Annotated in this window: 24 protein-coding genes; 16 read left to right on the top strand and 8 right to left on the bottom strand. The window is 71.9% G+C overall.

Annotated elements, in window-relative coordinates; genetic code table 11:
* Window positions 1-20 precede the first annotated feature (20 nt).
* The 5 genes from QM792_RS13625 (at window position 21) to QM792_RS13605 (ending at window position 3,986) form a co-directional block, all read left to right on the top strand.
* Complete coding sequence (locus QM792_RS13625) at window positions 21-326, top strand: YciI family protein (RefSeq protein ID WP_415150647.1); 306 nt, start codon at window positions 21-23, stop codon at window positions 324-326.
* A gap of 24 nt (window positions 327-350) precedes the next feature.
* Window positions 351-980: a dihydrofolate reductase family protein gene (locus QM792_RS13620; protein ID WP_415150646.1), complete on the top strand. Its 630-nt coding sequence runs from the start codon at window positions 351-353 to the stop codon at window positions 978-980.
* Window positions 981-1,009: 29 nt separating this feature from the next.
* Window positions 1,010-1,387: a DUF1428 domain-containing protein gene (locus tag QM792_RS13615; RefSeq protein WP_415150645.1), complete on the top strand. Its 378-nt coding sequence runs from the start codon at window positions 1,010-1,012 to the stop codon at window positions 1,385-1,387.
* 43 nt (window positions 1,388-1,430) lie between these two features.
* A complete protein-coding gene (locus QM792_RS13610; protein WP_415150644.1) occupies window positions 1,431-2,648 on the top strand; it encodes an MFS transporter in 1,218 nt (405 codons plus the stop codon).
* Between the two features lie 153 nt (window positions 2,649-2,801).
* Window positions 2,802-3,986: a serine hydrolase domain-containing protein gene (locus QM792_RS13605; RefSeq protein ID WP_415150643.1), complete on the top strand. Its 1,185-nt coding sequence runs from the start codon at window positions 2,802-2,804 to the stop codon at window positions 3,984-3,986.
* Between the two features lie 19 nt (window positions 3,987-4,005).
* Here QM792_RS13605 and QM792_RS13600 read toward each other — a convergent pair whose 3' ends face one another.
* Window positions 4,006-4,998: a hypothetical protein gene (locus QM792_RS13600; protein WP_415150642.1), complete on the bottom strand. Its 993-nt coding sequence runs from the start codon at window positions 4,996-4,998 to the stop codon at window positions 4,006-4,008.
* A 248-nt stretch (window positions 4,999-5,246) separates the two neighbouring features.
* Between QM792_RS13600 and QM792_RS13595 the strand changes: the two genes are divergently transcribed.
* The 5 genes from QM792_RS13595 to QM792_RS13575 all read left to right on the top strand — a co-directional run bounded on the left by QM792_RS13595 (window position 5,247) and on the right by QM792_RS13575 (window position 10,575).
* Complete coding sequence (locus tag QM792_RS13595; RefSeq protein ID WP_415150641.1) at window positions 5,247-5,987, top strand: response regulator; 741 nt, start codon at window positions 5,247-5,249, stop codon at window positions 5,985-5,987.
* On the top strand, window positions 5,984-7,363 hold the full coding sequence (locus QM792_RS13590; RefSeq protein WP_415150640.1) for an ATP-binding protein: 1,380 nt from the start codon (window positions 5,984-5,986) through the stop codon (window positions 7,361-7,363). The genes QM792_RS13595 and QM792_RS13590 overlap by 4 nt, the downstream gene beginning before the upstream one ends.
* A 150-nt stretch (window positions 7,364-7,513) precedes the next feature.
* Window positions 7,514-8,521, top strand: coding sequence for an AraC family transcriptional regulator (locus tag QM792_RS13585; protein ID WP_415150639.1), 1,008 nt, complete (start codon window positions 7,514-7,516; stop codon window positions 8,519-8,521).
* 3 nt (window positions 8,522-8,524) lie between these two features.
* A complete protein-coding gene (locus tag QM792_RS13580) occupies window positions 8,525-9,655 on the top strand; it encodes an MFS transporter (RefSeq protein WP_415150638.1) in 1,131 nt (376 codons plus the stop codon).
* Between the two features lie 53 nt (window positions 9,656-9,708).
* On the top strand, window positions 9,709-10,575 hold the full coding sequence (locus QM792_RS13575) for a diguanylate cyclase domain-containing protein (protein ID WP_415150637.1): 867 nt from the start codon (window positions 9,709-9,711) through the stop codon (window positions 10,573-10,575).
* Between the two features lie 13 nt (window positions 10,576-10,588).
* Here the strand turns inward: QM792_RS13575 and QM792_RS13570 are convergent, their stop codons facing one another.
* Window positions 10,589-12,067 carry an NAD-dependent succinate-semialdehyde dehydrogenase gene (locus tag QM792_RS13570; RefSeq protein WP_415150636.1) on the bottom strand — a complete coding sequence of 493 codons (1,479 nt, stop codon included), beginning with the start codon at window positions 12,065-12,067 and terminating at the stop codon, window positions 10,589-10,591.
* Window positions 12,068-12,144: 77 nt separating this feature from the next.
* Between QM792_RS13570 and alaS the strand changes: the two genes are divergently transcribed.
* On the top strand, window positions 12,145-14,772 hold the full coding sequence (gene alaS, locus QM792_RS13565; protein ID WP_415150635.1) for an alanine--tRNA ligase: 2,628 nt from the start codon (window positions 12,145-12,147) through the stop codon (window positions 14,770-14,772).
* A 230-nt stretch (window positions 14,773-15,002) separates the two neighbouring features.
* Here the strand turns inward: alaS and QM792_RS13560 are convergent, their stop codons facing one another.
* The 3 genes from QM792_RS13560 to QM792_RS13550 are packed head-to-tail and all read right to left on the bottom strand — an operon-like array spanning window position 15,003 to window position 18,164.
* Entirely contained in the window at window positions 15,003-15,779 is a 777-nt protein-coding gene (locus QM792_RS13560) for a ChaN family lipoprotein (protein ID WP_415150634.1), read from the bottom strand.
* Window positions 15,776-16,891 (bottom strand): YbdK family carboxylate-amine ligase, encoded by a 1,116-nt coding sequence (locus tag QM792_RS13555; protein WP_415150633.1) that lies wholly within the window; start codon window positions 16,889-16,891, stop codon window positions 15,776-15,778. The genes QM792_RS13560 and QM792_RS13555 overlap by 4 nt, the downstream gene beginning before the upstream one ends.
* A gap of 4 nt (window positions 16,892-16,895) precedes the next feature.
* Window positions 16,896-18,164 carry a cation:proton antiporter gene (locus tag QM792_RS13550; protein WP_415150632.1) on the bottom strand — a complete coding sequence of 423 codons (1,269 nt, stop codon included), beginning with the start codon at window positions 18,162-18,164 and terminating at the stop codon, window positions 16,896-16,898.
* A 163-nt stretch (window positions 18,165-18,327) separates the two neighbouring features.
* On the opposite strand from QM792_RS13550, the gene coaBC reads away from it, so the two are divergent.
* A complete protein-coding gene (coaBC, locus tag QM792_RS13545) occupies window positions 18,328-19,548 on the top strand; it encodes a bifunctional phosphopantothenoylcysteine decarboxylase/phosphopantothenate--cysteine ligase CoaBC (protein ID WP_415150631.1) in 1,221 nt (406 codons plus the stop codon).
* Window positions 19,545-19,994 (top strand): dUTP diphosphatase, encoded by a 450-nt coding sequence (gene dut / locus QM792_RS13540; RefSeq protein ID WP_415150630.1) that lies wholly within the window; start codon window positions 19,545-19,547, stop codon window positions 19,992-19,994. The genes coaBC and dut overlap by 4 nt, the downstream gene beginning before the upstream one ends.
* A gap of 8 nt (window positions 19,995-20,002) precedes the next feature.
* On the opposite strand, the gene QM792_RS13535 is transcribed toward dut, so the two are convergent.
* Complete coding sequence (locus tag QM792_RS13535) at window positions 20,003-20,524, bottom strand: FKBP-type peptidyl-prolyl cis-trans isomerase (RefSeq protein WP_415150629.1); 522 nt, start codon at window positions 20,522-20,524, stop codon at window positions 20,003-20,005.
* 46 nt (window positions 20,525-20,570) lie between these two features.
* Here QM792_RS13535 and QM792_RS13530 point away from each other — a divergent pair, with 46 nt between their 5' ends.
* The 3 genes from QM792_RS13530 to QM792_RS13520 all read left to right on the top strand — a co-directional run bounded on the left by QM792_RS13530 (window position 20,571) and on the right by QM792_RS13520 (window position 22,636).
* A complete protein-coding gene (locus tag QM792_RS13530; RefSeq protein WP_415151630.1) occupies window positions 20,571-21,719 on the top strand; it encodes a JmjC domain-containing protein in 1,149 nt (382 codons plus the stop codon).
* Entirely contained in the window at window positions 21,716-22,204 is a 489-nt protein-coding gene (locus tag QM792_RS13525; protein ID WP_415150628.1) for a hypothetical protein, read from the top strand. The genes QM792_RS13530 and QM792_RS13525 overlap by 4 nt, the downstream gene beginning before the upstream one ends.
* Window positions 22,205-22,348: 144 nt before the next feature.
* The gene (locus tag QM792_RS13520) at window positions 22,349-22,636 is read left to right on the top strand and encodes a hypothetical protein (RefSeq protein WP_415150627.1); all 288 of its coding nucleotides are present in this window, start codon (window positions 22,349-22,351) and stop codon (window positions 22,634-22,636) included.
* Between the two features lie 49 nt (window positions 22,637-22,685).
* Here QM792_RS13520 and QM792_RS13515 read toward each other — a convergent pair whose 3' ends face one another.
* Both QM792_RS13515 and bamC read right to left on the bottom strand, forming a co-directional pair.
* On the bottom strand, window positions 22,686-23,462 hold the full coding sequence (locus QM792_RS13515) for an MBL fold metallo-hydrolase (RefSeq protein ID WP_415150626.1): 777 nt from the start codon (window positions 23,460-23,462) through the stop codon (window positions 22,686-22,688).
* 19 nt (window positions 23,463-23,481) lie between these two features.
* Window positions 23,482-24,627: an outer membrane protein assembly factor BamC gene (gene bamC / locus QM792_RS13510; RefSeq protein WP_415150625.1), complete on the bottom strand. Its 1,146-nt coding sequence runs from the start codon at window positions 24,625-24,627 to the stop codon at window positions 23,482-23,484.
* Window positions 24,628-24,673 lie beyond the last annotated feature (46 nt).

Raw genomic sequence — 24,673 nt, 5'->3', positions numbered from 1 at the left:
TCTCGTTTGATGACGGCGCCATGGACCCCATTCCTCAGGAAGACTTGCCGTCGGTGAGCGAGGCGTCACGCCGGGTGGTCAGGGAGGCCAAGGCCGCGGGGGCGTGGATCTTCGGCGGCGGCGTGCAGCGCCAGCAATCGACCATCGTCGCAACGGACGGGACCACCACGGCCGGGCCGGTGTCCGAGACGAAAGCGGCCATAGGCGGCTTTTCGGTCATCGAGGTTGCTTCACGCGAAGAGGCACTCGCCTGGGCCGCCAGGCTCGCCGCCGCGTGCCGCTGCGCGCAAGAGGTTCGCGAGATCATGTTCGATCCGGAGTCTTGAATTCGAGCATGGGAGAAGCAAGCGATGAGCAAGGTATTCGTCAACATCGGACTCAGCCTCGACGGCTACATGGCACCGGAAGGCATGACCATGGGCAAGCCCGAGTACAAGAACTGGGGCGCCAAATGGGGTGCCCTGATGGCCTGGCTCATCAGCCAGCAGCACTTTCGCGACAACCTCAAGCTCGGGCCCGGCGGAGAGACCGGCCCGGTCAATGACCTGGTTCGCCGCACGACGGAGCGCATCGGCGCCAACGTCATGGGCAAGCGGATGTTCGACCAGGGCGAAGTCGCCTGGCCGGATGAGGCGCCGTTCCACACGCCGGTCTATGTGCTGACCCACGAGAAGCGCGAACCCTGGGTGCGTCCCGGCGGCACGACCTTCCACTTCGTCAACGACGGGCCGCAGCGCGCGCTGGAACTGGCCCGTGAGTCTGCAGGCAGCCGTGACGTTCGCATCGCGGGCGGAGCGGACGTGATTCAGCAGTACCTCAACCTGGATGCCGTCGACGAACTGGAAATCGCTTTGGCGCCGGTGTTGTTCGGCGGTGGGCGACGTCTCTTCGAGAACCTGCGCGAGCCCGGGCCGCGGTTCCGCATCGACAAGGTGCTCGACGGCCCGAATGCCACGCACTTGCGCTACGTGCGCCGGTGACACTCCTGAAACCTTGATTGGAGAACCTCATGCACTACGTCGATGGTTTTGTCGTGCCCGTCCCCCGCGCCAAGCTGGACGCCTACCGCACGCTCGCGTACACAGCCGGCCAAGTGTGGATCGAACACGGCGCGCTGCAGTACTTCGAATGCGTGGGCGACGACGTGCCGCTCGGCAAGGTCACCTCGTTCCCGCAGGCCGTGCAGCTCAAGGACGACGAGGTGCCCGTGTTCGCCTGGATCGTCTATGCCTCGCGCGCCGAGCGCGACCGCATCAACGCACTGGTGATGCAGGACCCGCGTATCGCCTGCTCGCCCGACAACATGCCTTTCGACGGCATGCGCATGTTCTGGGGCGGCTTCACCGGGCTGGTGGAACTGGGCTGGGGCAGCACGCCGGCAGCCTGAGCAGCGCGCAGCATCGGCGCACGACGCGTTCCGGAGGAAGGCCATGAACCACCCCTACCGCTGGGTCATCGTCGCCGCCGGCGGCCTGCTGGGCTGCGTCGCGATGGGGGCGATGTTCTCGCTGCCGGTCTTCCTGCGGCCGATGGCCGAGGACACCGGCTGGTCGGTCACCGGCATCTCCACCGCGATGACGCTGGCCTTCCTCGCGATGGGCGCGGCCAGCCTGGCGTGGGGCAGCCTGTCCGACCGCGTCGGTCCGGGCCCGGTGGTGCTGGCGGGCTCGGTGGTGCTGGCGGCGAGCCTGGCGCTGGCCAGCCGGGCGACATCGCTGGGCGGGTTCCAGCTCCTGTTCGGGCTGCTGGTCGGCGGCGCGACGGCCGCGGTGTTCGCGCCGATGATGGCCTGCGTCACCGGCTGGTTCGACACGCAGCGCGGCCTGGCGGTCTCGCTGGTCTCCGCCGGCATGGGCATGGCGCCGATGACGATGGCGCCGCTGGCCGCCTGGCTGGTCACCGCCTACGGCTGGCGCAGCGCGATGCTCGTGGTCGCCGGCGTCGCGGCGGTGCTGATGATTCCGGCCGCGCTGCTGGTGCGTCGGCCGCCGGCGCTGGACGCCGCGCCGGCCGGCACGGCCAGCGACGGGCCGTCGGCGGAAATGAGCGTCGCCCGGGCGCTGCGCTCGCCGCAGTTCGCCGTGCTGATGCTGGCCAACTTCTGCTGCTGCGCCGCGCACTCCGGCCCGATCTTCCACACGGTGAGCTATGCGGTGAGCTGCGGCATCCCGATGATCGCGGCGGTCACGATCTACAGCATCGAGGGGCTGGCCGGCATGGCCGGCCGCATCGGCTTCGGCCTGGCCGGAGACCGCTTCGGCGCGCAGCGCGTCCTCGTCATCGGCCTGCTGGCGCAGGCCTTCGCGGTGCTGGCCTACGCGGGCGTCAGCCGGCTCTACGGCTTTTATGCGGTGGCGATGCTGGTCGGCTTCATCTATGCCGGCACCATGCCGCTGTACGCGGTGCTGATCCGCGAGAACTTCCCGCTGCGCATGATGGGCACGATCATCGGCGCGATGGCGATGGCCGGCAGCCTGGGCATGTCCACCGGGCCGCTGCTCGGCGGCCTGGCCTACGACCGCCTGGGCGGCTACGCGCCGATGTACGTCGGCGCCTGGGTCATCGGGCTGGCGGCGATGGGGGTGCTGATGGCGTTCCGGCCGTTTGCCGGGACCCCCGGGGGCAAGGCGGCGGCGGCTCCGGCCTAGGGAAGAAGACCTGTAGCCCGGCAGCCTCACTTTCTGCCAGATCGAGACATGGCGCTGCCAGATTCCGGCAGCGCCGGGCGGGTTTTGTGCCTAGATTCACGGTGCCCGGCGAGGCAGTTCCTTCCATAGGCCGGCAAATCAAGGAGACAAGTCATGAGCGAGCAACTCACATCCGCACTCGACGCCGTGCTGCGCGAGGCGGCCGAAGGCAATCCCAAGGTACCGGGCGTGGTGGCGATGGTCACCAACCGCGAGGGCAATGTGTACGAGGGCGCGGCCGGCGTGCGCCGCCTGGGCGCGCCGGCGGCGATGACCACCGACAGCACCTTCGCCATCTTCTCCACCACCAAGGCCATCACCGCCACCGCCGCGCTGCAACTGGTGGAAAGCGGCCAGCTCGACCTGGACGCGCCGGCCGAGAAGTACGCGCCGGCCATCGGCAAGCTGCAGGTGCTCGACGGCTTTGCCGCCGACGGCAGCCCGAAGCTGCGCGCGCCGCGCAGCAAGGTGACGACGCGCCAGTTGCTCACCCACAGCGGCGGCTTCGGCTACGACTTCTTCAACGAGAACTACAAGCGCCTGGCCGAGGCCGGCCGCCAGCCCAGCGTCATCACCGCCTCGCGCGCCGCGCTGGAGACGCCGCTGCTGTTCGATCCCGGCGAGCGCTGGGAGTACGGCACCAACCTCGACTGGGTGGGCCAGGTGGTCGAGGGCATCACCGGCCGCCGCCTGGGTGAGGTCTTCGCCAGCCGCATCTTCGGGCCGCTGGGCATGGACGACATGACCTTCTCGATCGACGACCGCGTCCGCGCCCGCCTGGCCGCCGTGCACGCGCGCCACCCCGACGGCCGCCTGGAGGCGATGGACTTCGAGCTGCCGGCCCAACCCGAGGTGCACTTCGGCGGCCACGGCCTGTACGGCAGCGTGGGCGACTACATGAAGTTCATCCGCATGTGGCTGAACGACGGCAATTCACCGGGCGGCCGGGTGCTCAAGGCCGAGACGGTGGAGATGGCCTGCCGCCGCCACCTCGACCCGAAGCTGAAGGTGACCATGCTGCCCGGCGTGATCCCGTCGCTGTCGAACGACGCCGAGTTCTTCCCCGGCCAGGCCAAGTCGTGGTCGCTGCCGTTCATGATCAACGAGGAGCAGGCGCCCACCGGCCGCCCCGCCGGCGCGCAGGGCTGGGCGGGCCTGGCCAACCTGTTCTACTGGATAGACCGCAAGAACGGCATCGGCGGCTACTGGGCCACGCAGATCCTGCCATTCGGCGACCCGGCCTCCTTCGTCGGCTACATGAACCTCGAGACGGCGGTGTACCGCTCGCTGGCCGGCTGAGCGGCCGGGCGGCGGCGCTTCATCGCGCGACGCCGTCCATCCAGGCGCGACGGATCAGCGCGCCGCACTCTGCCGAAGCGCCGCCCGCACCCGCGGCGAGATCGGAGCGCGCGAGCACGCCGTACCAGCGCCTGGAGGCGTCGATCCACGGATAGAAGCCGAACGCGCCGGCGCTGCTGAACGCGCCGTCGCCGCTGGCCGGATCGTTCTCGACCCAGTGGCCGATCGAGTACGACCAGCTCAAGGCGGGATCGACCGGCGTGTTGATCGCCGTCGGGCAGGTCGCCGGGTTGGTGCAGGTGGCGTTGCTGCCGAGCAGATCGTGCATGACGAGCCGGCCGCCGAGGATGCCGCGCAGGACGCGCGCGTACTGCGCCGCGCTGGTGGCGGCGCCGCCCGCGAGCTGCGGCTGGCTATAGCCGAGCGCCATGCCGGGGTCGAGCAGGCGCCGCATCTCGGCGGCCAGGCCGGCGTTGTCGTAGGCGCCCAGGCCGTTGCGCGCTGCGTGCTGCTGCATGTGGCCGCCGCCGTACGAGAAGCGGCCGTCGGCGCTCGCCGTGTAGCGGTTGTTGTCGCCGGCCTCGGCGCAGGACTGCACGGTCGCGTCGCGTTCGCAGGCGGTGAAGTCGATGTAGCCGCTGCGGAAGCTGAGGAAGCGCACGTCGTCGGCCGTCAGCGCGCCGCCGCGCCGTTGCGCCACGTAGGCGCCGTACAGCCATTTGGAGGCCGACGCGATCGGCATCACGCTGTCGGCGGTCCAGTGCACCGCGCCGCCGGCGGCATCGACCGAGCCCGACGCCTGCGCCGCCGCCGCGTCGCCGACCTCCCAGTAGAAGGGCCGCACGGCGGCGCAGGCGTTCGTCGTCGACTCCGCCGAGGCCTTCGCGGCCGTGCTGCGCTGGGCGAGGGTGGGGCCGGCGTTCTCCCCGCCGCCGCCGCCCCCGCCGCCGCAGGCGCTTAGCAGCGCCGCCAGCGCGCCGGCCGGCACGAGCAGCCTGTGACGCGCGTTCATCGGCGGCTCGGGCAGGCGGTGGCCGCGAGGATGGGCAAAGACATCATGGGGCGCTTTCGGGTCGGGTTGCGAAGGGCTTCATCGTGGCGCCCCGGGGCCGCGCCTTGGGTTGCCGGACGGCAATCGTGCATGACGATCGGTGACGCTGCGCACCGGGGCTGTCATCGTTTGTCACGAAATCCGCCGCCGCAGGGCCGGGCGCCGGCGCGACGCGAAGGGCGGCGCTGTTTACGATGGCATCGCACGCCATGCAAGCGCCCGACCTGCCCGCCCCGACGCGCGTCCTCGTCGCCGACGACGAACCCGACCTGCGCGCGCTGCTCGAACGCTACCTGGGCGACCACGGACTGGCGGTGCGCACGGTCGATGGCGCCGCCGCGGTCGACCGGCTGCTCGCGCGGGAACGCTTCGACCTGCTGGTGCTCGACGTCACCATGCCCGGCGAGGACGGCTTGGCGCTCTGCCGCCGGCTGCGCGCCGCCGGCGAGACCATTCCCATCCTCATGCTGACCGCCCGCGGCGACCCGCTCGACCGCATCCTCGGCCTCGAGATGGGGGCCGACGACTACCTCGCCAAGCCGTTCACGCCGCGCGAACTGCTGGCCCGCATCCACGCGCTGGTGCGCCGCCAGCGGATGCTCGGCGCCCATGCCGGCCCGGCCGACGCCGCAGCGCGCGTGTCGTTCGGGGCGTTCGTGCTCGACCTCGCCGGCCGCCGCCTCGTGCGCGACGGAGCCGAGGTGCCGCTGTCCAGCGCGGAGTTCGCGCTGCTCAAGGCGTTCGCGCGTCACCCCGGCCGCACGCTCGGGCGCGACCGGCTGATGGAACTCGCGCACGGACGCGACCACGCCGCCACCGACCGCTCGATCGACGTGCAGGTGATGCGGCTGCGCCGCGTCATCGAGGCCGACCCCTCGGCACCCCGGTACATCCGCACGGTGTGGGGCGCGGGCTACGTGTTCGTCGCCGACCCGGGGCCCGGCGGATGACACCAACCGGCTGGCCGCGCACGCTGCTCGGCCGCAACGTCCTGCTGCTCGTGGCGCTGATGGTGGTGGCCCAGCTCGTGACCGTGCTGCTCGTGCGGCAGCTCGTGGCCAGGCCGAGGACGGAGCAGGCGGCGGAGGCGCTCGCGCGCCATGCCGTCGCCATGCGCGGCGCGCTCGGCACGCTGCGGCCCGCCGAGCGCGCCGCCTTCATCGACGCACTGGCGCGAGAAACACGGGCGCTGCCTGCGGTCCCCGGCGCCGCCGATGCCGCCGCCTCGCGCGCCGGACGCCCCGGCGCGGCCGAGCGGCTCTTTCTGCGTGCGATGGCCAGGCGCCTCGAGCAGAGCGGCATGCCGGCCCTCTGGCGGCGCGACGCCCAAGGCCGGCTGGCGCTGCGCATCGAGGTCGGCCAGGGCGACGAGCGCAGCGCGCACTGGCTGCCGGTCGGCTGGCGTCCGCCGGCGCGCGAGTTCACCGGCGCCTGGCTGATCGCGTCGCTCGCCATGGCGGCGCTCGCGCTGGGCGGCGCCATCGCCTTGCAGCGGCGCATCGAGCGGCCGCTGCGCGCGCTGGTCGCATCGGCCCGGCAGCTCGGCTCCGGCGTGCGGCCGCCGCCCCTGCCGGAGGACGGCCCGCTCGAGATCGCCACCGTCGCACGCAGCTTCAACCAGCTCGTGGCCGATCTCGAGCGGGCCGGCCGCGAGCGCGGACTGCTGCTGGCCGGCATCTCGCACGACCTGCGCACGCCGCTGACCAAGCTGCGCCTGGGCATCGAGATCCTCGCCGCGCGCGCCGGGCCGGACCTGCATGCGCGCCTGGAGCGCGGCATCGCCGAGCTCGACGCCATCGTCGGCCACTTCCTGGATCAGGCGCGGCACGACGGCGAGGCGCCGCTGGTGGTGGCGCCGGTCGACCTCGCGGGCCTGGCGCACGAGGCCGCCGCCGCGGCGCGCGACCACGGGCGCGCGGTGCCGGTCGAGGTCGAAGCCACGGCCGCCGGGCGGCTGGTGGTGCCTGGCGACGCGGTGCTGCTGGCGCGGGCGATCGCCAACCTGGTCGAGAACGCGTTTCGCCACGGTGCGCCGCCGGTGCGCCTGGTCGTCGGCGCCGACCGGCAGGCCGAAGCCGCCTGGCTCGAGCTGCGCGATGCCGGCCCGGGCATCGCACCCGAGGCGGTGGAGGCGATGCGCGCTCCGTGGCAGCGGGGCGCCTCGGCAGGCGCCGCCGGCGGCGATGACGCCGGCCATGGGCTCGGCCTGGCCATCGTCGAGCGCATCGCCCACCGCCATGGCGGGCGGCTGGAGCTGCGGCCGCTCGCCGGGACGCCGCCGCACGGCCTGTGCGCGCGGCTGGTGCTCCCGGCTGCGTTCCGCTGAAAAGCGCTGCTCCCCCTTCGCAAGGCCATCCGTCCGGTGGACGCCGCTACCATGCGGCCGCAGAAGAAGCGCGACGCGGTTGTTCGGTCCGAAGACCGGCGGCTGCGTCAGCGGCGACCGCGGCTCGCCATTGCCCAAGGAGACAACCACGTGGAAGCCATCCGCAACGTGCTGATCACCGACGCCCAGGGCGCACCGAGCACGCGCCACCGCCTGGTGGCCTCGTCCGACTGGGACGAGGTGCAGCACTGGTGCCGCCAGGTCTACATGCCCTACGACGCCGCGCCGGCCGGGCCGGCCCGGGCGCCGGACTCGGTGCTCGACGCCATTCGCATCGGCGACATCACGCTCAGCCGCTTCCGCTACGGCATCCCGGTGCACCTGACGCAGTTCTCGGCCGAGGCCGGCACCGGCATCGTGCTGACCACGCTGCGCGGTGCCGTGCGCCACTGGTCCGGCGGGCGGACGTACAGCGACACCGGCGTCGGCGAGGCCTTCCTGGTCGACAACTCGCGCGCGCCCTACTGGCTGGATGCCGACGCCGACCACTTGCAGGTCAACCTCACGTTCCGGCACGACGCCATGGCCGCGCTGCACGAGCGCTGGTTCGGCCAGCCGGCCGACGAGCGCATGTGGGCGCGCAGCTTTCGCTTCGGCGGCACGCGGTCGAGCTGGATCGCGCTGCTGACCTACGTCTGCCGCTGCATCACCGAGATGCCCGATGCCGTCGAGCACGGGCCGCTGGGGCGGCACCTGGAAGAGGCCATCGGCCTGCACCTGCTGACGCTGTGGCGCCAGCAGCTCGACGCGCCGCCGCCCACCCTCCACCGCCTGGCGCCGCGCCACGTGCTGGCGGCCGAGCAGCACATCCGCCAGCACGCGCGTCAGGCGCCCACGCTGAGCGAACTGGCCGCCGCCGCCGGCGTCAGCGTGCGCACGCTGAGCGCCGCCTTCCGCGAATTCCGCGGCTGCACGCCCATGCAGGCCGTGCGCGAGGCGCGCCTGGCCGGCGCGCGCGCCGAACTGCTGGTGGCACCGGCCGGCACCACGGTGCGCGACGTGGCCGCCGACTGGGGCTGGACCCACTTCGGCCTGTTCGCGGCGGCGTACCACGGGCGCTTCGGCGAGGCGCCTTCGAGCACGCTGCGGCGGCGCTAGGCATTGAACGGCGCCAAGCGAGCCACCCGGCTCGCGATCTTCATCGGCGGCTTCGGCCTCGCGTGCTGGGCGCCGATGGTGCCCTTCGCGGCGCAGCGGCTGCAGGCCGATTCCGCCACGCTGGGCAGCATCCTGCTGTGCCTCGGGCTGGGCGCCTTGATCGGCATGTTCGCGGCCGGCGCCGGGGTGGCCCGCAAGGGGCTTCGTGTCACCGTGGTCGCGGGCGCGCTGGGGGTGGTCGTCGCGCTGCCGATGCTGGCCCTCACCATGGCCCACGCCTACCTGCTGGCGGCGAGCCTGCTGCTGCTGGGCGCGGCCTGCGGCGTGGTCGATGTCGCCGCCAACATCCACGGCATCGAGGTCCAGGATGCGGCCGGCGTGCCCCTGATGTCCGGCTTCCACGGCCTGTACAGCATCGGCGGGCTGGTGGGCACGGCGGGCATGACGCTGGCGATCGGCATGGGCGTGAGCATCACGACGGCGGCCTTCGTCGCTTCCGCCGTGATGCTGGCGGCCATCGTCGCGGCCGCGTCCGGTTTTCTGCCGACGCGCAAGGCGGCCGAGGCCACGGGCTTCGTGATGCCGCGCGGCATCGTCGTCGTCATCGGGCTGCTGCTGTTCACGATCTTCCTGGTCGAGGGTGCGGTGCTCGACTGGGGCGCGATCCTGCTGTCCGATTTCAAGGGCGTGGACGTGTCCCGCGCCGGCATCGGCTACACCGTGTTTTCGCTGGCCACGACGGTCAGCCGGCTGTCGGGTGATTGGCTCGTGGCCAGGCTGGGGAGCAGGGCGCTGCTGTTGCACGGCGTGGTGATGGCCGGCGGCGGCCTGGCGGTGGCGGCGCTGGTGGCCTCGCCGGCCGTGGCGCTGCTCGGGATCGCGGTGGCCGGCCTGGCGGCGGGCAACGTGGCGCCCATCCTGGTGACGGCCGCCGGGCGGCAGAAGGTCATGCCGGCGTCGGATGCCGTCGCCGCCACCAGCATGGTGGCTTATCTGGGCGTGCTGCTGGGGCCGGCGCTGATCGGTTATGCCTCGCACTTCATCGGCCTGCCCGCCACGCTGCTGGCCCTGGGCGTGCTGACGGCGGCCAGCGTCGTGGCCGTTCCCGCGGTGGTGGCGCGCACCGGCCCTTAGCCCGCACCGCGCGCCGCTACATTAGCGGGCACATCCTTGGAGGAAGCCGCGCCATGAGCCTCGAATCGCTGCGTGTGCTGGTGCCCGAGCCGCTCGGCGAGAGCGTGCAGGCGGCGCTGGCGGTGTCGGACGCCGGCCCGTTCGACGTGGTCGTGCTGCCCTCGGGCATGCCCTTCGACGCCGGCGACTTCGATGCGGTGCTGATGCCGCAGAGCACCGGCCTGGCCGACCTGCCCGCGCACGCGGCGGCGACGGCGCTGGTGGTGGTGGCCGAGGGCGACGGCGTGGCGCCGCTGCTCGGCTGGCTGCGCCAGGGCGCGGCCGACGTGGTCGGCGCGCACGATCTGCGCTCGCCCGGCTTCGGCGCGCGGCTGCGCGTCGCGGTCGAGCGCCGCCGCGTCGAGCGCGACGCGCGCCAGGCCTACGCCACCGACCTCGCCACCGGGCTGCCGCACCGGCAGCAACTGGTCGAGCACATGAGCCACCTGATCGCGCTGCGCGAGCGCCAGCCGGCGCCGATGGCGCTGCTGGTGCTGCGCATCGAGGGTTTCGAGCGCGTGGCGGCGCGCCTGGGCCGCGAGGCGGCCAACGTGCTGCGCCGCAAGCTGGCGGTGCGCCTGCGCGCCGGCGTGCGCGCCAGCGACGTGGTCGCCTCGCTGGGCGACGACAGCTACGCCGTGCTGCTGGCCGCGCTGCTCGCGCCCGACGATGCGATGCACGTCGGCGCCAAGCTGCTGGCGGTGCTGCGCGCGCCGTTCCAGGTGGCCGGGCACGACGAGGTGCTGGCCGCCGCGCTGGGCGTCGCGCTGCACGTGCGCGACGGCACCCACCCCGAGGCGCTGCTGGCGCGCGCCACCGCGCTCGCCGCCGCCGCGCCTGCCGAAGGCCGCCTCGGCGGTTCGGCGGCCAACGACGGCTGAGAGCGTCGGGCCCTCACTCGAGGATGTCGCCCAGGCACAGGTACTTGATCTCGACGTAATCGGCCATGCCGTGGTGCGAGCCCTCGCGCCCCAGCCCCGATTGCTTGACGCCGCCGAAGGGCACTTCCGCCGTCGAGATCAGCCCGGTGTTGATGCCCACCATGCCGTACTCCAGCGCCTCGCCGACGCGGAAGATGCGGCCCACGTCGCGGCTGTAGAAGTAGCTCGCCAGGCCGAACTCGGTGTTGTTGGCCGCGGCGATCGCCTCGGCCTCGGTCTTGAAGCGGAACACCGGCGCCACCGGGCCGAAGGTTTCTTCCCGGGCGCACAGCATGTCGCCGGTCACGCCGGCCAGCACGGTCGGCGTGTAGAAGCGCTCGCCGATCCTGGTGCCGCCCACCACGACCTTGGCGCCCTTGCCGACCGCGTCGGCGACGTGGCGCTCGATCTTCCCGATCGCCTGGTCGTCGATCAGCGGCCCCTGGTTGATGCCGGCCTCGAAGCCGTTGCCGACCTTGATGCCCTTGGCCTTCTCGGCCAGCCGCGCCACGAAGGCGTCGTAGACGCCGTCCTGCACGTAGAAGCGGTTCGCGCACACGCAGGTCTGGCCGGCGTTGCGGTACTTGCTGACCATCGCGCCCTCGACCGCGCTGTCGATGTCGGCGTCGTCGAAGACGATGAAGGGCGCGTTGCCGCCGAGTTCCAGGCTGAGCTTCTTGATCGTAGTCGCGCACTGCGCGGCGAGGATGCGGCCGACCTCGGTGGAGCCGGTGAACGACAGGTGCCGCACGATGTCGCTGGCGCACAGCACCTTGCCCACGGCGATGGAGTCGTCGGCGTCGGCGGTGACGATGTTCAGCACGCCCTTCGGCATGCCGGCGCGCTGCGCCAGCTCGGCCACCGCCAGCGCCGACAGCGGCGTCTGCTCGGCCGGCTTGATCACCACCGGGCAGCCCGCGGCCAGCGCCGGCGCGACCTTGCGCGTGATCATCGCGATCGGGAAATTCCACGGCGTGATCGCCGCGCACACGCCCATCGCCTGCTTGACGACGATGTAGCGCTTGTTGGCGTCGGTGGTCGGGATGGTCTCGCCGTAGACGCGCTTGGCCTCCTCGGCGAACCATTCGAGGAAGCTGGCGCCGTAGCCGACTTCGCCTTTCGCCTCGGCCAGCGGCTTGCCCTGCTCGGCGGTCATGATGCGCGCCAGGTCGTCGGCGTGCTGGTGCATCAGCGCGAACCACTTCATCAGGATCGCGCCGCGTTCCTTCGCGGTCTTGGCGCGCCAGGACGGCCAGGCCTTGTCGGCGGCCTTCAGCGCGGCCTCGGTCTCGGCCGCGCCGAGGTTGGCCACCTCGGCGAGCTTCTGGCCGGTGGCCGGGTCGTGCACCGCGAAGCGGCGGGCGCCGGCCACCCAGGCGCCGTCGATGAGGGCGTCGGTCTTCAGCAGCGTGGCGTCGGCCAGCGTGGCCAGCGGCGAGGTCTTCATGTCCATGTGGTGTCTCCGTAGGCAGCCCGACACTGTACTGCGCCGGCCGGATGCCCCGGGGCCGGCCGGTAGAATTCCGCCCCATGAAAGCCGCCGAGATCCGCCAAGCGTTCCTGAAGTTCTTCGAGTCCAAGGGCCATGCCATCGTGGCCTCCAGCCCGGTGATCCCGGGCGACGACCCGACGCTGCTGTTCACCAACGCCGGGATGAACCAGTTCAAGGACGTCTTCCTCGGCTTCGACAAGCGGCCCTACAGCCGCGCCACCACCTCGCAGAAGTGCATACGCGCCGGCGGCAAGCACAACGACCTGGAGAACGTGGGCTACACCGCGCGGCACCACACCTTCTTCGAGATGCTGGGCAACTTCAGCTTCGGCGACTACTTCAAGAAGGACGCGATCCGCTATGCCTGGGAACTGCTGACCCAGGTCTTCGAGCTGCCCGAGGACAAGCTCTGGGTCACGGTGTACGCGGAGGACGACGAGGCCTACCAGATCTGGAACGAGGTGGTCGGCGTGCCGGCCGAGCGCATCGTGCGCATCGGCGACAACAAGGGCGCGCGTTATGCGTCCGACAACTTCTGGATGATGGGCGACACCGGCCCCTGCGGCCCGTGCACCGAGATCTTCTACGACCACGGAGCCGAGATCCCCGGCGGCCCGCCGGGCTCGCCCGACGAGGACGGCGACCGCTACATCGAGATCTGGAACAACGTGTTCATGCAGTTCAACCGCGACGAGGCGGGCGTGATGCACAAGCTGCCCAAGCCGAGCGTGGACACCGGCATGGGCCTGGAGCGCATCGCGGCCGTCTTGCAGCACGTGCACTCGAACTACGAGATCGACCTGTTCGTCAACCTGCTGGCGGCGGCGAAGCGGGTCGTGGACGCCGCTGGGGCAGGTGACTGCGACAAGGATTCGCCTTCGCTGAAGGTCATCGCCGACCACATCCGTGCCTGCACCTTCACCGTCACCGACGGCGTGATCCCCGGCAACGAGGGGCGCGGCTACGTGCTGCGCCGCATCGCGCGGCGCGCCATCCGCCACGGTTACAAGCTGGGTGCGCGCAAGCCCTTCTTCCACGCGCTGGTGGCGCCGCTGGTCGAGGAGATGGGCGAGGCCTACCCCGAGCTGAAGCGCGAGAAGCTGCGCGTCACCGAGGTGCTGAAGCAGGAGGAGGAGCGCTTCTTCCAGACCATCGCCAACGGCATGGAGATCCTGGAGGCGGCGCTGGCCGGCGGCACCAAGCAGATCGACGGCGAGACCGCCTTCAAGCTGCACGACACCTACGGCTTCCCGCTCGACCTGACCGCCGACGTGTGCCGCGAGCGCGGCGTGACGGTGGACTCCGCCGGCTTCGAAGCCGCGATGAACCGCCAGCGCGAACAGGCGCGCGCGGCAGGCAAATTCAAGATGGCCGCCGGGCTGGAATACGACGGCGCGGCCACCGCCTTCCACGGCTACGAGCACCTGGTGTGCGAGCACAGCAAGGTGACGGCGATCTACGTCGACGGCACCCCGGCGCGGAGCGCCCGCGCGGGCGACGACGTGGTGATCGTGCTCGACCACACGCCTTTCTACGCCGAGAGCGGCGGCCAGGCGGGCGACAGCGGCGAGCTGCGCAACGCGCGCTCGCGCGTGCTCGTCGAGGACACCATCAAGGTGCAGGCGGCGGTGCACGGCCACAGCGGCCGCATCGTCGAGGGCGAGGTCGAGATCGGCGACCAGTTCGTCGCGCGCGTCGACGCCGACAAGCGCGCCAGGACCATGCGCAACCACAGCGTCACCCACTTGATGCACAAGGCGCTGCGCGAGGTGCTGGGCGGCCACGTTCAGCAGAAGGGTTCGCTGGTCAACGCCGAACGCACGCGCTTCGACTTCGCGCACAACGCGCCGGTGACCGAGGCGCAGATCGAGCGCATCGAGGCGATCGTCAATGCCGAGATCCTCGCCAACGCGGCGACGCAGGCGCGCGTGATGCCCATAGACGAAGCGCAGAAGTCCGGCGCGATGATGCTGTTCGGCGAGAAGTACGGCGACGAGGTGCGGGTGCTCGACATCGGCAGCAGCCGCGAGCTGTGCGGCGGCACGCACGTGCAGCGCACCGGCGACATCGGGCTGTTCAAGATCGTCGCCGAGAGCGGCGTGGCGGCAGGCATCCGGCGCGTCGAGGCGGTGACCGGCAACAACGCGCTGGCCTACCTGCAATCGCTGGAAGGCACGGTCAACGCCATCGCCGGCACGCTCAAGGCGGCGCCCGCCGAGGTGCCTGCGCGCCTGGCGCAGGTGCTCGATCAGGTCAAGGCCCTGGAGAAGGAGCTGGCGGCGCTGAAGGGCAAGCTCGCGTCCTCGCAGGGCGACGAGCTGCTCGCCCGCGCGGTGGACGTCAAGGGTCTGAAGGTGCTGGCCGCGCAGCTCGACGGCGCCGACGCCAAGGCGCTGCGCGAGACGCTCGACAAGCTCAAGGACAAGCTCAAGAGCGCCGCCATCGTGCTGGCCACGGTGGAAGGCGGCAAGGTGCAGCTCGCCGCCGGCGTGACCAGCGATGCGGTCGGGAAGCTCAAGGCCGGCGAGCTGGTCAACTTCGTCGCCCAGCAGGTCGGCGGCAAGGGTGGCGGCAAGCCCGACATGGCGATGGCCGGTGGCACCGAGCCCGCCAAGCTGGGCGCGGCGCTTGCGTCGGTGCAGGGCTGGGTGGCCGAGCGCGCCTGAGATCGGATAGAGAGGATAGACCCCGTTCGGGCTGAGCTTGTCGAAGCCCTTCGACAGGCTCAGGGCGAGCGGGGTCTCCTTCCGATCATCCTGAGCAGGGCCTGAGCTTGTCGAAGGCCCGTGTCGAAGGGCAGGCTCAGGGCGAGCGGGGTCTCCTTCCGATCATCCTGAGCAGGGCCTGAGCTTGCCGAAGGCCCGTGTCGAAGGGCAGGCTCATGGCGAGCGGAGGTCTACGCCGCCGGTTTCTTCTTCAACCGCTCCGCCAGCCCCTCGCAGGGGTCGGGCCGCGGCTTGAACTTCGCGCTGCGCAGCTCGTCGGCCGCCAGGCCGTTCGCGCCCGGGCCGAAGATCACCACGTGCGTGCTGGGCGCGCCTTCGCGCAGCGACAGGTGCAGCGGCACGCCGCGGTCGCGCGAGGCGTGCTGCGCGCCGGTCAGCAGCACGACACGCTGGCCGGGGCGCAGCGCGGCGGCCACGGTCTCGGCCATGCTCTGGTCGCGCCCGATCTGGATGCGCACCATGCCGGGCTCCTGCGCGGCCGGCAGCAGGCCGCAGTGGCCGTCGCGCACCGCGCTCGCGAGCTTCTCGCGCACGCCGGCGTCGAGCAGCGCGTCGCGGCCGGCGTCGGCCATGGCCGCGCGCATCTGTGCGCGCGGCAGGTTGCCGCCCAGCACCGGCACGCCGGCGCGCACCGCCGTCATCACCACGCCTTCGTAGGCCGGCCACTCCCAGCCGCTCCAGGCGAGCGCCTCGCGCACCTGCGCCGCGTTGGCGTCGCGCGGCAGGCCGGCGCTGCTGCGGCCGCGCTCGGCCATCTCGATCACCAGCGCGGCCAGCCGTCCCTCGGCGGCGAGCTGCGCGACGGCCTGCGCGGTCTGGCGCTGGTGGTCGGGCTGGTCGTGCTGCTCGCCGAACACCAGCACCTGCGCGTCGGGCAGCGGCGGCGGCGCCGAAGCACAGGCGGCGAGCGCGAGCGCCAGCGCGGGGAGGGTGGCGCGCAGCGTCATGCGCCCATCCAGCGCTGCGCCGCGGCTTCCACCACCGCCGACAGCGGCCGGCCGCCGGCGCGCTGGCCGCGCAGCCATTGCGCGTCGTTGCCGGCGAACAGGCTGTCGCGGATCAGGTTGGAGGCGTCGAGCGCCTGCAGGTCGAGCGCGTGCTCGTCGACGCGCGCCAGCGTGCGCAGGATGTCGTCGCGCAGGCGGTGGCGCTCCTTGGTCTTGGGGTCGACGATCTCGCCGTCGAGCCCGAAGCGGCAGGCCTGGAAGCGGTTGAAGGTGTAGACGAGGTAGTCGTCCTCCGAGGGCTCGAAGGGCCGCTGCTCGCGCAGGTGGCGGCAGATGCATTGCAGGTAGCAGGCCAGCGCGGCGGCCTTCTCCACCGTCAGCGGCGTGTCGCACACGCGCAGCTCGATGGTGCCGAACTCGGGCTTGGGGCGGATGTCCCAGTAGAAGTCCTTCATCGAGTTGACCACGCCGGTGCTGGTCATCTTGTCGAAGAACTTCTCGAACTCGTCCCAGCCGAGGCAGAACGGCGCGCGGCCCGACAGCGGGAAGGCGAACACCGAGTTCAGGCGCGCCGAGTCGAAGCCGGTGTCCACGCCCTGCACGTAGGGCGACGAGGCCGACAGCGCGATGAAATGGGGAACGTAGCGGCTGAGCGAATGCAGCAGCCACAGCGCGCGGTCGCCATCCTCGCAGCCGACGTGCACGTGCTGGCCGAACACGGTGAACTGCTTGGCGAGGTAGCCGTACAGCTCGCTGATGTAGTGGAAGCGCTCGCCGGGGAAGATCTTCTGCTCGCTCCAGTGCTGGTAGGCGTGCGTGCCGCCGCCGGCGATGCCGATGTTGAGCTTGCGCGCGCCGCGCGCGAGCTGGTCGCGCAGGTCTCGCAGCTCGGCGACAAGCGTGCCGTGCTGGCGCTGGATCGAGGTGCCGATCTCGATCATGCTGCGCGTGATCTCGGGCTTCACGTCCCAGGCGCCGCTGTGGTTGGCCAGCACGCGCAGCAGGTCCTCGGCCTGCGGCGCGAGGTCGAAGTCGTGCGTGCTGACGAGCTGCAGCTCCAGCTCGACGCCCAGCGTCAGCGGCTCGGATACGGTGAAGGGCTGCAAGGCCATGGTGTCAGCGGCTTTCGTTCGTTTCGTGCACGAGGCGGCGCAGCGAGAGCTGGGTCCAGATCGGGCCGGTCACCTGCATCAGCGTGGTGGCCAGCAGCAGCGCCTGCACGGTGGGCGTGTGCGTGCCCGGAAGCTGCGCGCTCCAGCCGAAGGTGTCGGCCGCCAGCAGCACCGCCAGGCTGCTCATCGGCTGCAGGGCGAGCGTCAGCGCGCCGGCCTGCTTCAGGCTGAGCCCGCTGAGCCGCGCCAGCGCGCCGATCGCCGCCGCGGTGCCGGCCAGCCGCGCCAGCACGATCACGAGCACCCACGGCCACAGGGTGGCCAGGCCGTCGAGCGTGAACAGCAGGCCCAGGCAGATGAACAGCAGCACGTTGAGCACCGCGCCGGCCGAGCCGAGGTGCGGCTCCACCGTCAGCGCGTGTTTCATGCGCGCGCGCGCCGTCATGCCGGCCACCAGCAGCGCGAGCAGCGGCGACAGCGTCCACTGCGCGGCCAGCATGCTGGCGATGATCACCAGCGCGATCTGCAGCACCGGCATCGCCGGCGTGTCGCGCACCAGCGGGCTGAGGCGGTCGAGCACCATGCCGCAGGCCACGCCGAGCAGGAAGGAGCCGCTGATCACCCACAGCGCGCTGATCGAGGCGCGCGTGAACTCCTCGGCCGGCGTGCCGCTGTCGGAGGCCAGCACGATGCGCAGCACCTTGAGCCCGACCACCGCGACGACGGCGTTGAAGGCCGACATCATCAGCAGCCGCTCGGTGACCTGGCCGCGCGAGCGCGCCTCGTGGCTGACCGCCAGCACGATCACCGGCGAGGTCGAGGCCGCCACCGTGCCGGCCACCGCCGCGGTGAGCCAGGGTGCGCCCAGCCACTTCAGCGCCACGGTGACGAACAGGCCCGCCAGCAGCGCCTGCAGCAGCGCGCTCGCCGCGAGCCAGGGGTTGTCGAGCAGCCAGCGCGGGCGGATGCGCGTGCCCAGCTCGAACAGCAGCGCGCCGATCGCCAGGTCGATCAGCGGCTTCCACGGGTCGAGTTCCAGGCCCTGGAACAGCCGCAGCATCACCGGCCCGGCCACGGCGCCGGTCAGCATGTGGCCGCAGATGCGCGGCAGCCGCCAGGTGCGGTGCAGCGTCTCGGCCAGCAGCACCGCCACCAGCATCAGCAGCGCCAGGCCGAGCACCGGATCGGCGGCGCGCAGCCCGTCGAGCGTCCACAGCGGCGCGGAGGCGGCCGAGGCCGGGACGGCGGCGTGGGTCAGCGTGTCGATGGTCATGGGCCCGCGAATGTACTTGTGTTCGCGGCAGGTTCGATGTTCCTTGCCGCGCGTGCGGTTATAGGCGATGCGCGCGCTGATGAATAATGCGCCGCACCATGCAGATCGGTCTTTGCGTCCACGTCATGCCTTTTTCGGCCCGTTTCCGCGGCGAGGCCCGCCCATGAGCACGCCGGGCCAGCTCGCCGGCCGGCGCATCGTGCTCGGGCTGTCGGGCGGCATCGCCTGCTACAAGTCGGCCGAGCTGGTGCGCGCGCTGGTCAAGGAGGGCGCCAGCGTGCAGGTGGTGATGACCGAGGCGGCGCAGCACTTCATCACCCCGGTGACGCTGCAGGCGCTGTCCAACCGCGAGGTCTACGCCAGCCAGTGGGACGCGCGCGCGCCCAACAACATGGCGCACATCAACCTCACGCGCGAGGCCGACGCGGTGCTGGTGGCGCCGGCCAGCGCAGACTTCGTCGCCAAGCTGCTGCACGGCCGCGCCGACGACCTGCTGAGCCTGCTGTGCCTGGCGCGCCCGATCGAGCGCTGCCCCCTGCTGGTGGCGCCGGCGATGAACCGCGAGATGTGGGCGCACCCGGCCACGCAGCGCAACTTCGCGCAACTGCGCGCCGACGGCGCGACGGTGCTGGGCCCGGGCTGCGGCGACCAGGCCTGCGGCGAGGTCGGCGACGGCCGCATGCTCGAACCCGAGGAACTGCTCGACGAGCTGGTCGCCTTCTTCCAGCCCAAGGCGCTGCTGGGCAAGCGCGTGCTGATCACCGCGGGGCCGACCTTCGAGGCGATCGACCCGGTGCGCGGCATCACCAACCTGTCCAGCGGCAAGATGGGCTTCGCGATCGCGCGCGCCGCCGCGCAGGCCGGCGCCGAGGTGACGCTGGTGGCCGGCCCGGTGCACCTGACGACGCCGCGCCACGTGACGCGCATCGACGTGCGCAGCGCGCAGCAGATGCACGACGCGGTGCTGCCGATCGCGGCCCGGCACGACGTGTTCGTCGCCACCGCAGCGGTGGCCGACTGGCGCCCGGCCACGCTGGCCGAGCACAAGATCAAGAAGGACGGCAAGAAGGTCGCGCCGAGCTTCGAGCTGGCCGAGAACGCCGACATCCTCGCCGCGGTGGCCCGGCTGCCCGACCGGCCTTACTGCGTCGGTTTCGCGGCCGAGAGCCACAAGCTGCTCGAACACGCGCGCGAGAAGCTGGTGCGCAAGAACGTGCCGCTGATCGTCGGCAACCTCGGGCCCGCCACCTTCGGCCAGGACGACAATGCGCTGACGCTGGTCGACGCGAACGGCCACCGCGAACTGCCGCGCGCCGACAAGCTCAGCCTGGCGCGCGCGCTGGTGGCCGAGATCGCCGCGCGCATCGCTTCCGACGAGACATGACCACCATCGACCTCAAAGTGCTCGACGCCCGCATGGCCGGGCAACTGCCCGCGTATGCGACGCCCGGCAGCGCCGGCCTGGACCTGCGCGCCTGCCTGGATGCGCCGCTGGTGCTGGCGCCGGGGCAGTCCGAATTGATCCCCACCGGCATCGCGATCCACATCGCCGACGCGGGCCTGGCCGCGCTGATCCTGCCGCGCTCGGGCCTGGGCCACAAGCACGGCATCGTGCTGGGCAACCTGGTCGGCCTGATCGACTCCGACTACCAGGGCCCGCTGATGGTGAGCTGCTGGAATCGTGGCGCCGCCGCCTTCACGATCAACCCGATGGAGCGCATCGCGCAACTCGTCATCGTGCCGGTGGTGCAGGCGGCGTTCCGGCGCGTGGAGGAATTCGGCGAATCGCAGCGCGGCGAGGGCGGTTTTGGCTCAACGGGAAAGCACTGACGCGGATCTCAGTGCAGCGGCGAGCCCGGCGGCGCGGTGTTGAGCACCGTGAAGGCCGAGCTGCCGACGCTGCCGGCCTCGATTTCCTCGTCGCTCGCGTCGCGCACGTCGCGCACCGTCAGGTCCAGCCGCAGCGCGATGCCGGCCAGCGGATGGTTGCCGTCGAGCACCACGTGCTCGGGGTAGACCTCGGTGACGGTGTAGATCGCGTCGGGGCGCAGCCCCGGCGTTTTGGCGCCCGGCGGCGGGCCGTCGAACTGCATGCCGGGCTCGACGCCCTCGGGCAGCACGCCGCGCGGCTCGAAGAACACCAGTGCGGGGTCGTAGTCGCCGAAGGCATGCTCGGGTTCGAGGTGCAGCACGGCGTGGAAGCCGGTGGTCTGCTCGGCCAGCGCTTCTTCCACCTTCTCCAGCAAGTCTTCGCCGCCGTAGAAGAACTCCAGCGGCTCGGCGAGTTCGTCGATCAGGTTGCCTTGGGTGTCCTCGAGGCGCCAGGTCAGCGTGACGACGCAGGGGGCGGTGATCAGCATCGCGGGATGATCGCACAATCGCCCCCGAGGACTCTCCATGCACCCCATCGACATCACCGCGCCGACGCCGCTGCTGGCCGGCCTTTCGCCCGAGCGCTTCATGCGCCGCCACTGGCACAAGAAGCCGCTGCTGGTGCGCCGGGCGCTGCCGATGGAGGCGCCCTTCGTCTCGCGCGCCGAGCTGTTCGCGCTGGCCGCCGGCGATGCCGTCGAATCGCGCCTGATCGTGCGCCGCGGCCGCGACTGGACGCTGCGCCACGGCCCGCTGCCGCGCCGCGCGCTGCCGCCGCTGGCGCAGGGCGGCTGGAGCCTGCTGGTGCAGGGCCTGGACCTGCACCTGGAGCGCGCCCGCGCCGTGCTCGAACGCTTCCGCTTCGTGCCCGACGCGCGCCTGGACGACGTGATGGTGTCCTACGCCACCGACGGCGGCGGTGTCGGGCCGCACTTCGATTCCTACGACGTGTTCCTGCTGCAGATCCACGGCCGGCGGCGCTGGCGCATCGGCCGCCTGGCGCGGCCCGAACTGCAAGCCGGCGTGCCGCTGAAGATCCTGACCAACTTCGTGCCCGAGCAGGAGTGGCTGCTCGAGCCGGGCGACATGCTCTACCTGCCGCCGGGCTGGGCGCACGACGGCATCGCCGAGGGCGAGTGCATGACCTGCTCGATCGGCTTCCGCTCGGCTGGCGCCGACGAGATCGCGCGCGAACTGTTGCAGCGCGCGCTCGATGCCGACGAGGGCGACGAAGGTGACAACGGCGGCCGCATCTACCGCGACCCGGCGCAGCCGGCGGTCACGGCGCCGGGGCGTATTCCCGCGCCGTTGCAGGACTTCGCGCGCGACGCGCTGGCGCGCTGGCTGAAGGCGCAGGGCGGCTTCGAGGTCGCGCTCGGCGAGGTGCTCAGCGAGCCCAAGCCGGGCGTGTGGTTCGATGCCGGCGCGCCGCTGGCGCGTGCGTGCGCCGTGCGGCTCGACCGGCGCACGCGCATGCTGCACGACGCGCGCCACGTCTACGTCAACGGCGAGTCGTTCCGCGCCGGCGGGCGCGACGCCGCGCTGATGCGCCGGCTGGCCGACCGGCGCGTGCTCGCGGCGCACGAGGTCGCGGCGCTGAGCGATGATGCGCACGAGGTGATCGGCCAGTGGGCGCAGGCCGGCTGGCTGCATGCCGGCGACGGCCAGGAGGACGAGCGATGAGCGAAGAAGCAACACGCGCGATGATCGAGTCGCGCGGCGATTTCCAGAACGCGGTGCGCGGCGCGCTGGCCGAGGCGGCGCTGGTCGGCTGCCGCGAGATCTGGCTGGTCGACGACGACTTCGCCGAATGGCCGCTGGGCGAGAAGGCCGTCGTCGACGACCTGACGCACTGGGCCGCGGCGCACCGCAGCTTCACCATCGTCGCGCGCAGCTTCGATGCGCTCGCGCGCCAGGCGCGCTGGGTCACGTGGCGGCGCCAGTTCTCGCACGTGGTGCATTGCCGCGCCAACAACGAACTCGAAGCCGGGCAGATGCCCAGCATCCTGCTGGTGCCGGGGCTGCTCTCGGTGCGCCTGCACGACCGCGTGCACTACCGCGGCGTGGCCACGCGCGACAAGGCCGACGAGCTGCAGTGGCGCGAGGCGATTGATGCGGTTTTGCAACGCGCGGCAGAGGCGTTTCCGGCCACCACCCTGGGACTCTAGGGTGTTCCCTAGGTTTGGCTATAATCAAGGGCTGATCATGTCGGGTATTCGAGCCCCGCGGATCTGGGGGATGGGTCTCTGCTGATCGGAGGGATCCTGCAATTACCGGTAATTGTTCGACTCTTTGATGTTGAGGACACAAGTATGAAGAAGACCGTTCTGCTGGCTTCCGTGGTTGCCGCTGTCGCCCTGGCCGCCTGCGGCAAGAAGGAAGAAGCCGCTGCGCCGGCCGCTCCCGCCGCCGTGACCGCCCCGGCCGCCGCCGTGGCCGAGGCTGCTTCGGGTGCCGCCGCCGCCGTTACCGATGCCGCGTCGGGCGCTGCCGCCGCCGTGGCCGATGCCGCGTCGGGTGCCGCCACCGCCGCTGCCAATGCTGCCGCCAACGCCGTGGCCGAAGCCGCTTCGGCCGCTGCCGCCGCCGCGCCGAAGTAATCCGCTTCGCCGGATACCGAAAGGCCGCCGCGAGGCGGCCTTTTTGTTTTCAGCCCAGGTCGAGCCAGTCGAAGCCTTCGGCCGGGTCGGCCGCGACGATGTCCGACGCCGCCGCGCCGCAGGCCGCGGCGAGCGCGGCGCGCGCCAGCGCGGGCGTGTTGTTCTGCTCGCTCAGGTGTGCCGCGACGACGTGGCGCAGCCCGCCGTGCAGGCATTCGGCCAGGATGCGCGCCGCCGTCGCGTTGGACAGGTGCCCGTGGCTGCCGCCGATGCGCGCCTTCAGCGAGGCCGGGTAGCGCGAGCGCGCCAGCAGCTCCGCGTCGTGGTTGCATTCGAGCAGCAGCGCGTCGCAGCCGCGCAGGCGCTCCAGCAGGTGGGTGGTGATCGAGCCCACGTCGGTCAGCACGCCCAGGCTCGCGGCGCCGTCGCCGCAGCGCAGTTGCAGCGGCTCGGCGGCGTCGTGCGGCACGGTGAAGGGCAGCAGTTGCAGTGCGCCGACGGCGATGGCCTCGCCGTCGCGCGCGAAGCGCAGGTCCAGGCCCTCGGCGTCGGCGCCGATCGCGCGCCAGGTGCCGCGGCTGGTCCACAGCGGCAGGCGGTAGCGCCGCGCCAGCAGCGCCGCGCAGCCGACGTGGTCGCCGTGCTCGTGGGTGATGAAGATCGCGTGCAGGTCGGCCGCCTGCAGGCCGACGCGCGCCAGGCGCAGTTCCAACTCGCGCAGCGAGAAGCCGCAGTCGATCAGCACCCGGTGCCGCCGCGCGCCGTCGCGCGCCTCGACGACGGTGGCGTTGCCGGCGCTGCCGCTGCCGAGGCTGCAAAAGCGCATCGGCGCGGCCGGCGCAGGCCTACTTCAGTTCATCCAACAGCAGGCCGACGATGCGCTGGCCGGTCTCGCCGGCTTCCGGCGCACCCTGCGCGTTGAGCACCGCCACGTTGCTGCGCTCGCCGTCGCCCTTGACCTGGATGCGGTAGCGCTGCGGGCCGGAGGCGGCGTCGCCCTTGCCGAACAGCTTGGCGAAGAAGCCGGGTTCGCTCTTGCCGATGTCCTTCGGGTCGACGTAGCGCACGAAATACAGGCCTTGCGCGCGGTCGCGGTCCTCGACCGTGAAGCCGCTGCGGTCCAGCGCCAGGCCGACGCGGCGCCAGGCGCGGTCGAAGTTGTCGTCGACCTGCAGCGTCGCGGCGCTCTGGCCGGCCACGATGCGCGCGCGCGTCGGCGCGGCCGGCGCGTTGGCCACCGCCGCCTGCGCGGCTTCCTCGGTGGCGCCGAGCTTCTGCATCAGGCGCGCCAGGAAGGCCGCCTCGAGCTGCGGATCGGACGCGCGCGGCTGCCAGGCGGTGGAGTCCTTCAACTGGCTGGTGTAGATCTCCTCGGCGCCGCGGTGGCTGATGTAGACCTCGCTGCCGGCGGCGGTGCGCTCGACGCGGGTGCGGAACTTGTCGAGCTCGCCGGTCGAGTAGGCCGAATCGAACACGCGCCCGATGGTGCGCCGGATGATGTCCTGCGGCAGCTTGGCGCGGTTCTCGTTCCACTCGGTTTCCATGACGCCGGTGGCCGACTGGTCGATCACGAGCGCGAAGCCCATGTCCTTCCAGAAGGCCTGCAGGCGCGGCCAGAGCTGTTCGGGCGTCAGCGGGCTGACCAGCCAGCGCTGGTTGCCCTCGCGCTCGATGCGTGTCTGGCCGATCTGCGTCGGCGCCACCGTGCCGGCGGTCTGCTGCACGGCGGCGCCCGTCGCGGCGGGCGCGTTCTGGATCGTCGAGGCGCTCACGGCGCCGCCGCTGGGCGCGTAGCGCGAATCGCGCGCGAGCTGCGTCAGGTCGGGCGGCACTTCCAGGCCCGGCGTGCGGTTGCCCTGGGTGCGGTAGTCGAGCTTGTCGCCGGAGACGAGGTTCTCGATCGACGAGCAGCCCGCCAGCAGGGCGAAGGACAGCGCGAGGGCGGCGCCGCGCAGCGGCGAAAGGGCGAAGGGACGGGTCACGGGAAGCATCTCCGAGAGGGCCGCGGCGGCGGTGTTGGCCGCGCGGCTCCGGTGA

This window comes from Piscinibacter sp. (assembly GCF_047600445.1).
Taxonomy (GTDB): Bacteria; Pseudomonadota; Gammaproteobacteria; order Burkholderiales; family Burkholderiaceae_C; genus Piscinibacter.
Note: the sequence above shows the minus strand (reverse complement) of the source record. Positions and strands in the feature narration are given on the sequence as shown.

Bases quoted from the DNA above. Each gene is read 5' to 3' on its own strand.
- QM792_RS13625 (WP_415150647.1), top strand. From the start codon at position 21: ATGGACCCCATTCCTCAGGAAGACTTGCCGTCGGTGAGCGAGGCGTCA.
- QM792_RS13615 (WP_415150645.1), top strand. From the start codon at position 1,010: ATGCACTACGTCGATGGTTTTGTCGTGCCCGTCCCCCGCGCCAAGCTG.
- QM792_RS13600 (WP_415150642.1), bottom strand. From the start codon at position 4,998: ATGAACGCGCGTCACAGGCTGCTCGTGCCGGCCGGCGCGCTGGCGGCG.
- QM792_RS13525 (WP_415150628.1), top strand. From the start codon at position 21,716: ATGAGCGAAGAAGCAACACGCGCGATGATCGAGTCGCGCGGCGATTTC.
- QM792_RS13590 (WP_415150640.1), top strand. From the start codon at position 5,984: ATGACACCAACCGGCTGGCCGCGCACGCTGCTCGGCCGCAACGTCCTG.
- QM792_RS13515 (WP_415150626.1), bottom strand. From the start codon at position 23,462: ATGCGCTTTTGCAGCCTCGGCAGCGGCAGCGCCGGCAACGCCACCGTC.
- QM792_RS13555 (WP_415150633.1), bottom strand. From the start codon at position 16,891: ATGGCCTTGCAGCCCTTCACCGTATCCGAGCCGCTGACGCTGGGCGTC.
- QM792_RS13575 (WP_415150637.1), top strand. From the start codon at position 9,709: ATGAGCCTCGAATCGCTGCGTGTGCTGGTGCCCGAGCCGCTCGGCGAG.
- dut (WP_415150630.1), top strand. From the start codon at position 19,545: ATGACCACCATCGACCTCAAAGTGCTCGACGCCCGCATGGCCGGGCAA.
- QM792_RS13570 (WP_415150636.1), bottom strand. From the start codon at position 12,067: ATGGACATGAAGACCTCGCCGCTGGCCACGCTGGCCGACGCCACGCTG.
- QM792_RS13610 (WP_415150644.1), top strand. From the start codon at position 1,431: ATGAACCACCCCTACCGCTGGGTCATCGTCGCCGCCGGCGGCCTGCTG.
- QM792_RS13620 (WP_415150646.1), top strand. From the start codon at position 351: ATGAGCAAGGTATTCGTCAACATCGGACTCAGCCTCGACGGCTACATG.
- coaBC (WP_415150631.1), top strand. From the start codon at position 18,328: ATGAGCACGCCGGGCCAGCTCGCCGGCCGGCGCATCGTGCTCGGGCTG.
- QM792_RS13535 (WP_415150629.1), bottom strand. From the start codon at position 20,524: ATGCTGATCACCGCCCCCTGCGTCGTCACGCTGACCTGGCGCCTCGAG.
- QM792_RS13550 (WP_415150632.1), bottom strand. From the start codon at position 18,164: ATGACCATCGACACGCTGACCCACGCCGCCGTCCCGGCCTCGGCCGCC.
- QM792_RS13605 (WP_415150643.1), top strand. From the start codon at position 2,802: ATGAGCGAGCAACTCACATCCGCACTCGACGCCGTGCTGCGCGAGGCG.
- QM792_RS13595 (WP_415150641.1), top strand. From the start codon at position 5,247: ATGCAAGCGCCCGACCTGCCCGCCCCGACGCGCGTCCTCGTCGCCGAC.
- QM792_RS13560 (WP_415150634.1), bottom strand. From the start codon at position 15,779: ATGACGCTGCGCGCCACCCTCCCCGCGCTGGCGCTCGCGCTCGCCGCC.
- bamC (WP_415150625.1), bottom strand. From the start codon at position 24,627: ATGCTTCCCGTGACCCGTCCCTTCGCCCTTTCGCCGCTGCGCGGCGCC.
- QM792_RS13520 (WP_415150627.1), top strand. From the start codon at position 22,349: ATGAAGAAGACCGTTCTGCTGGCTTCCGTGGTTGCCGCTGTCGCCCTG.
- alaS (WP_415150635.1), top strand. From the start codon at position 12,145: ATGAAAGCCGCCGAGATCCGCCAAGCGTTCCTGAAGTTCTTCGAGTCC.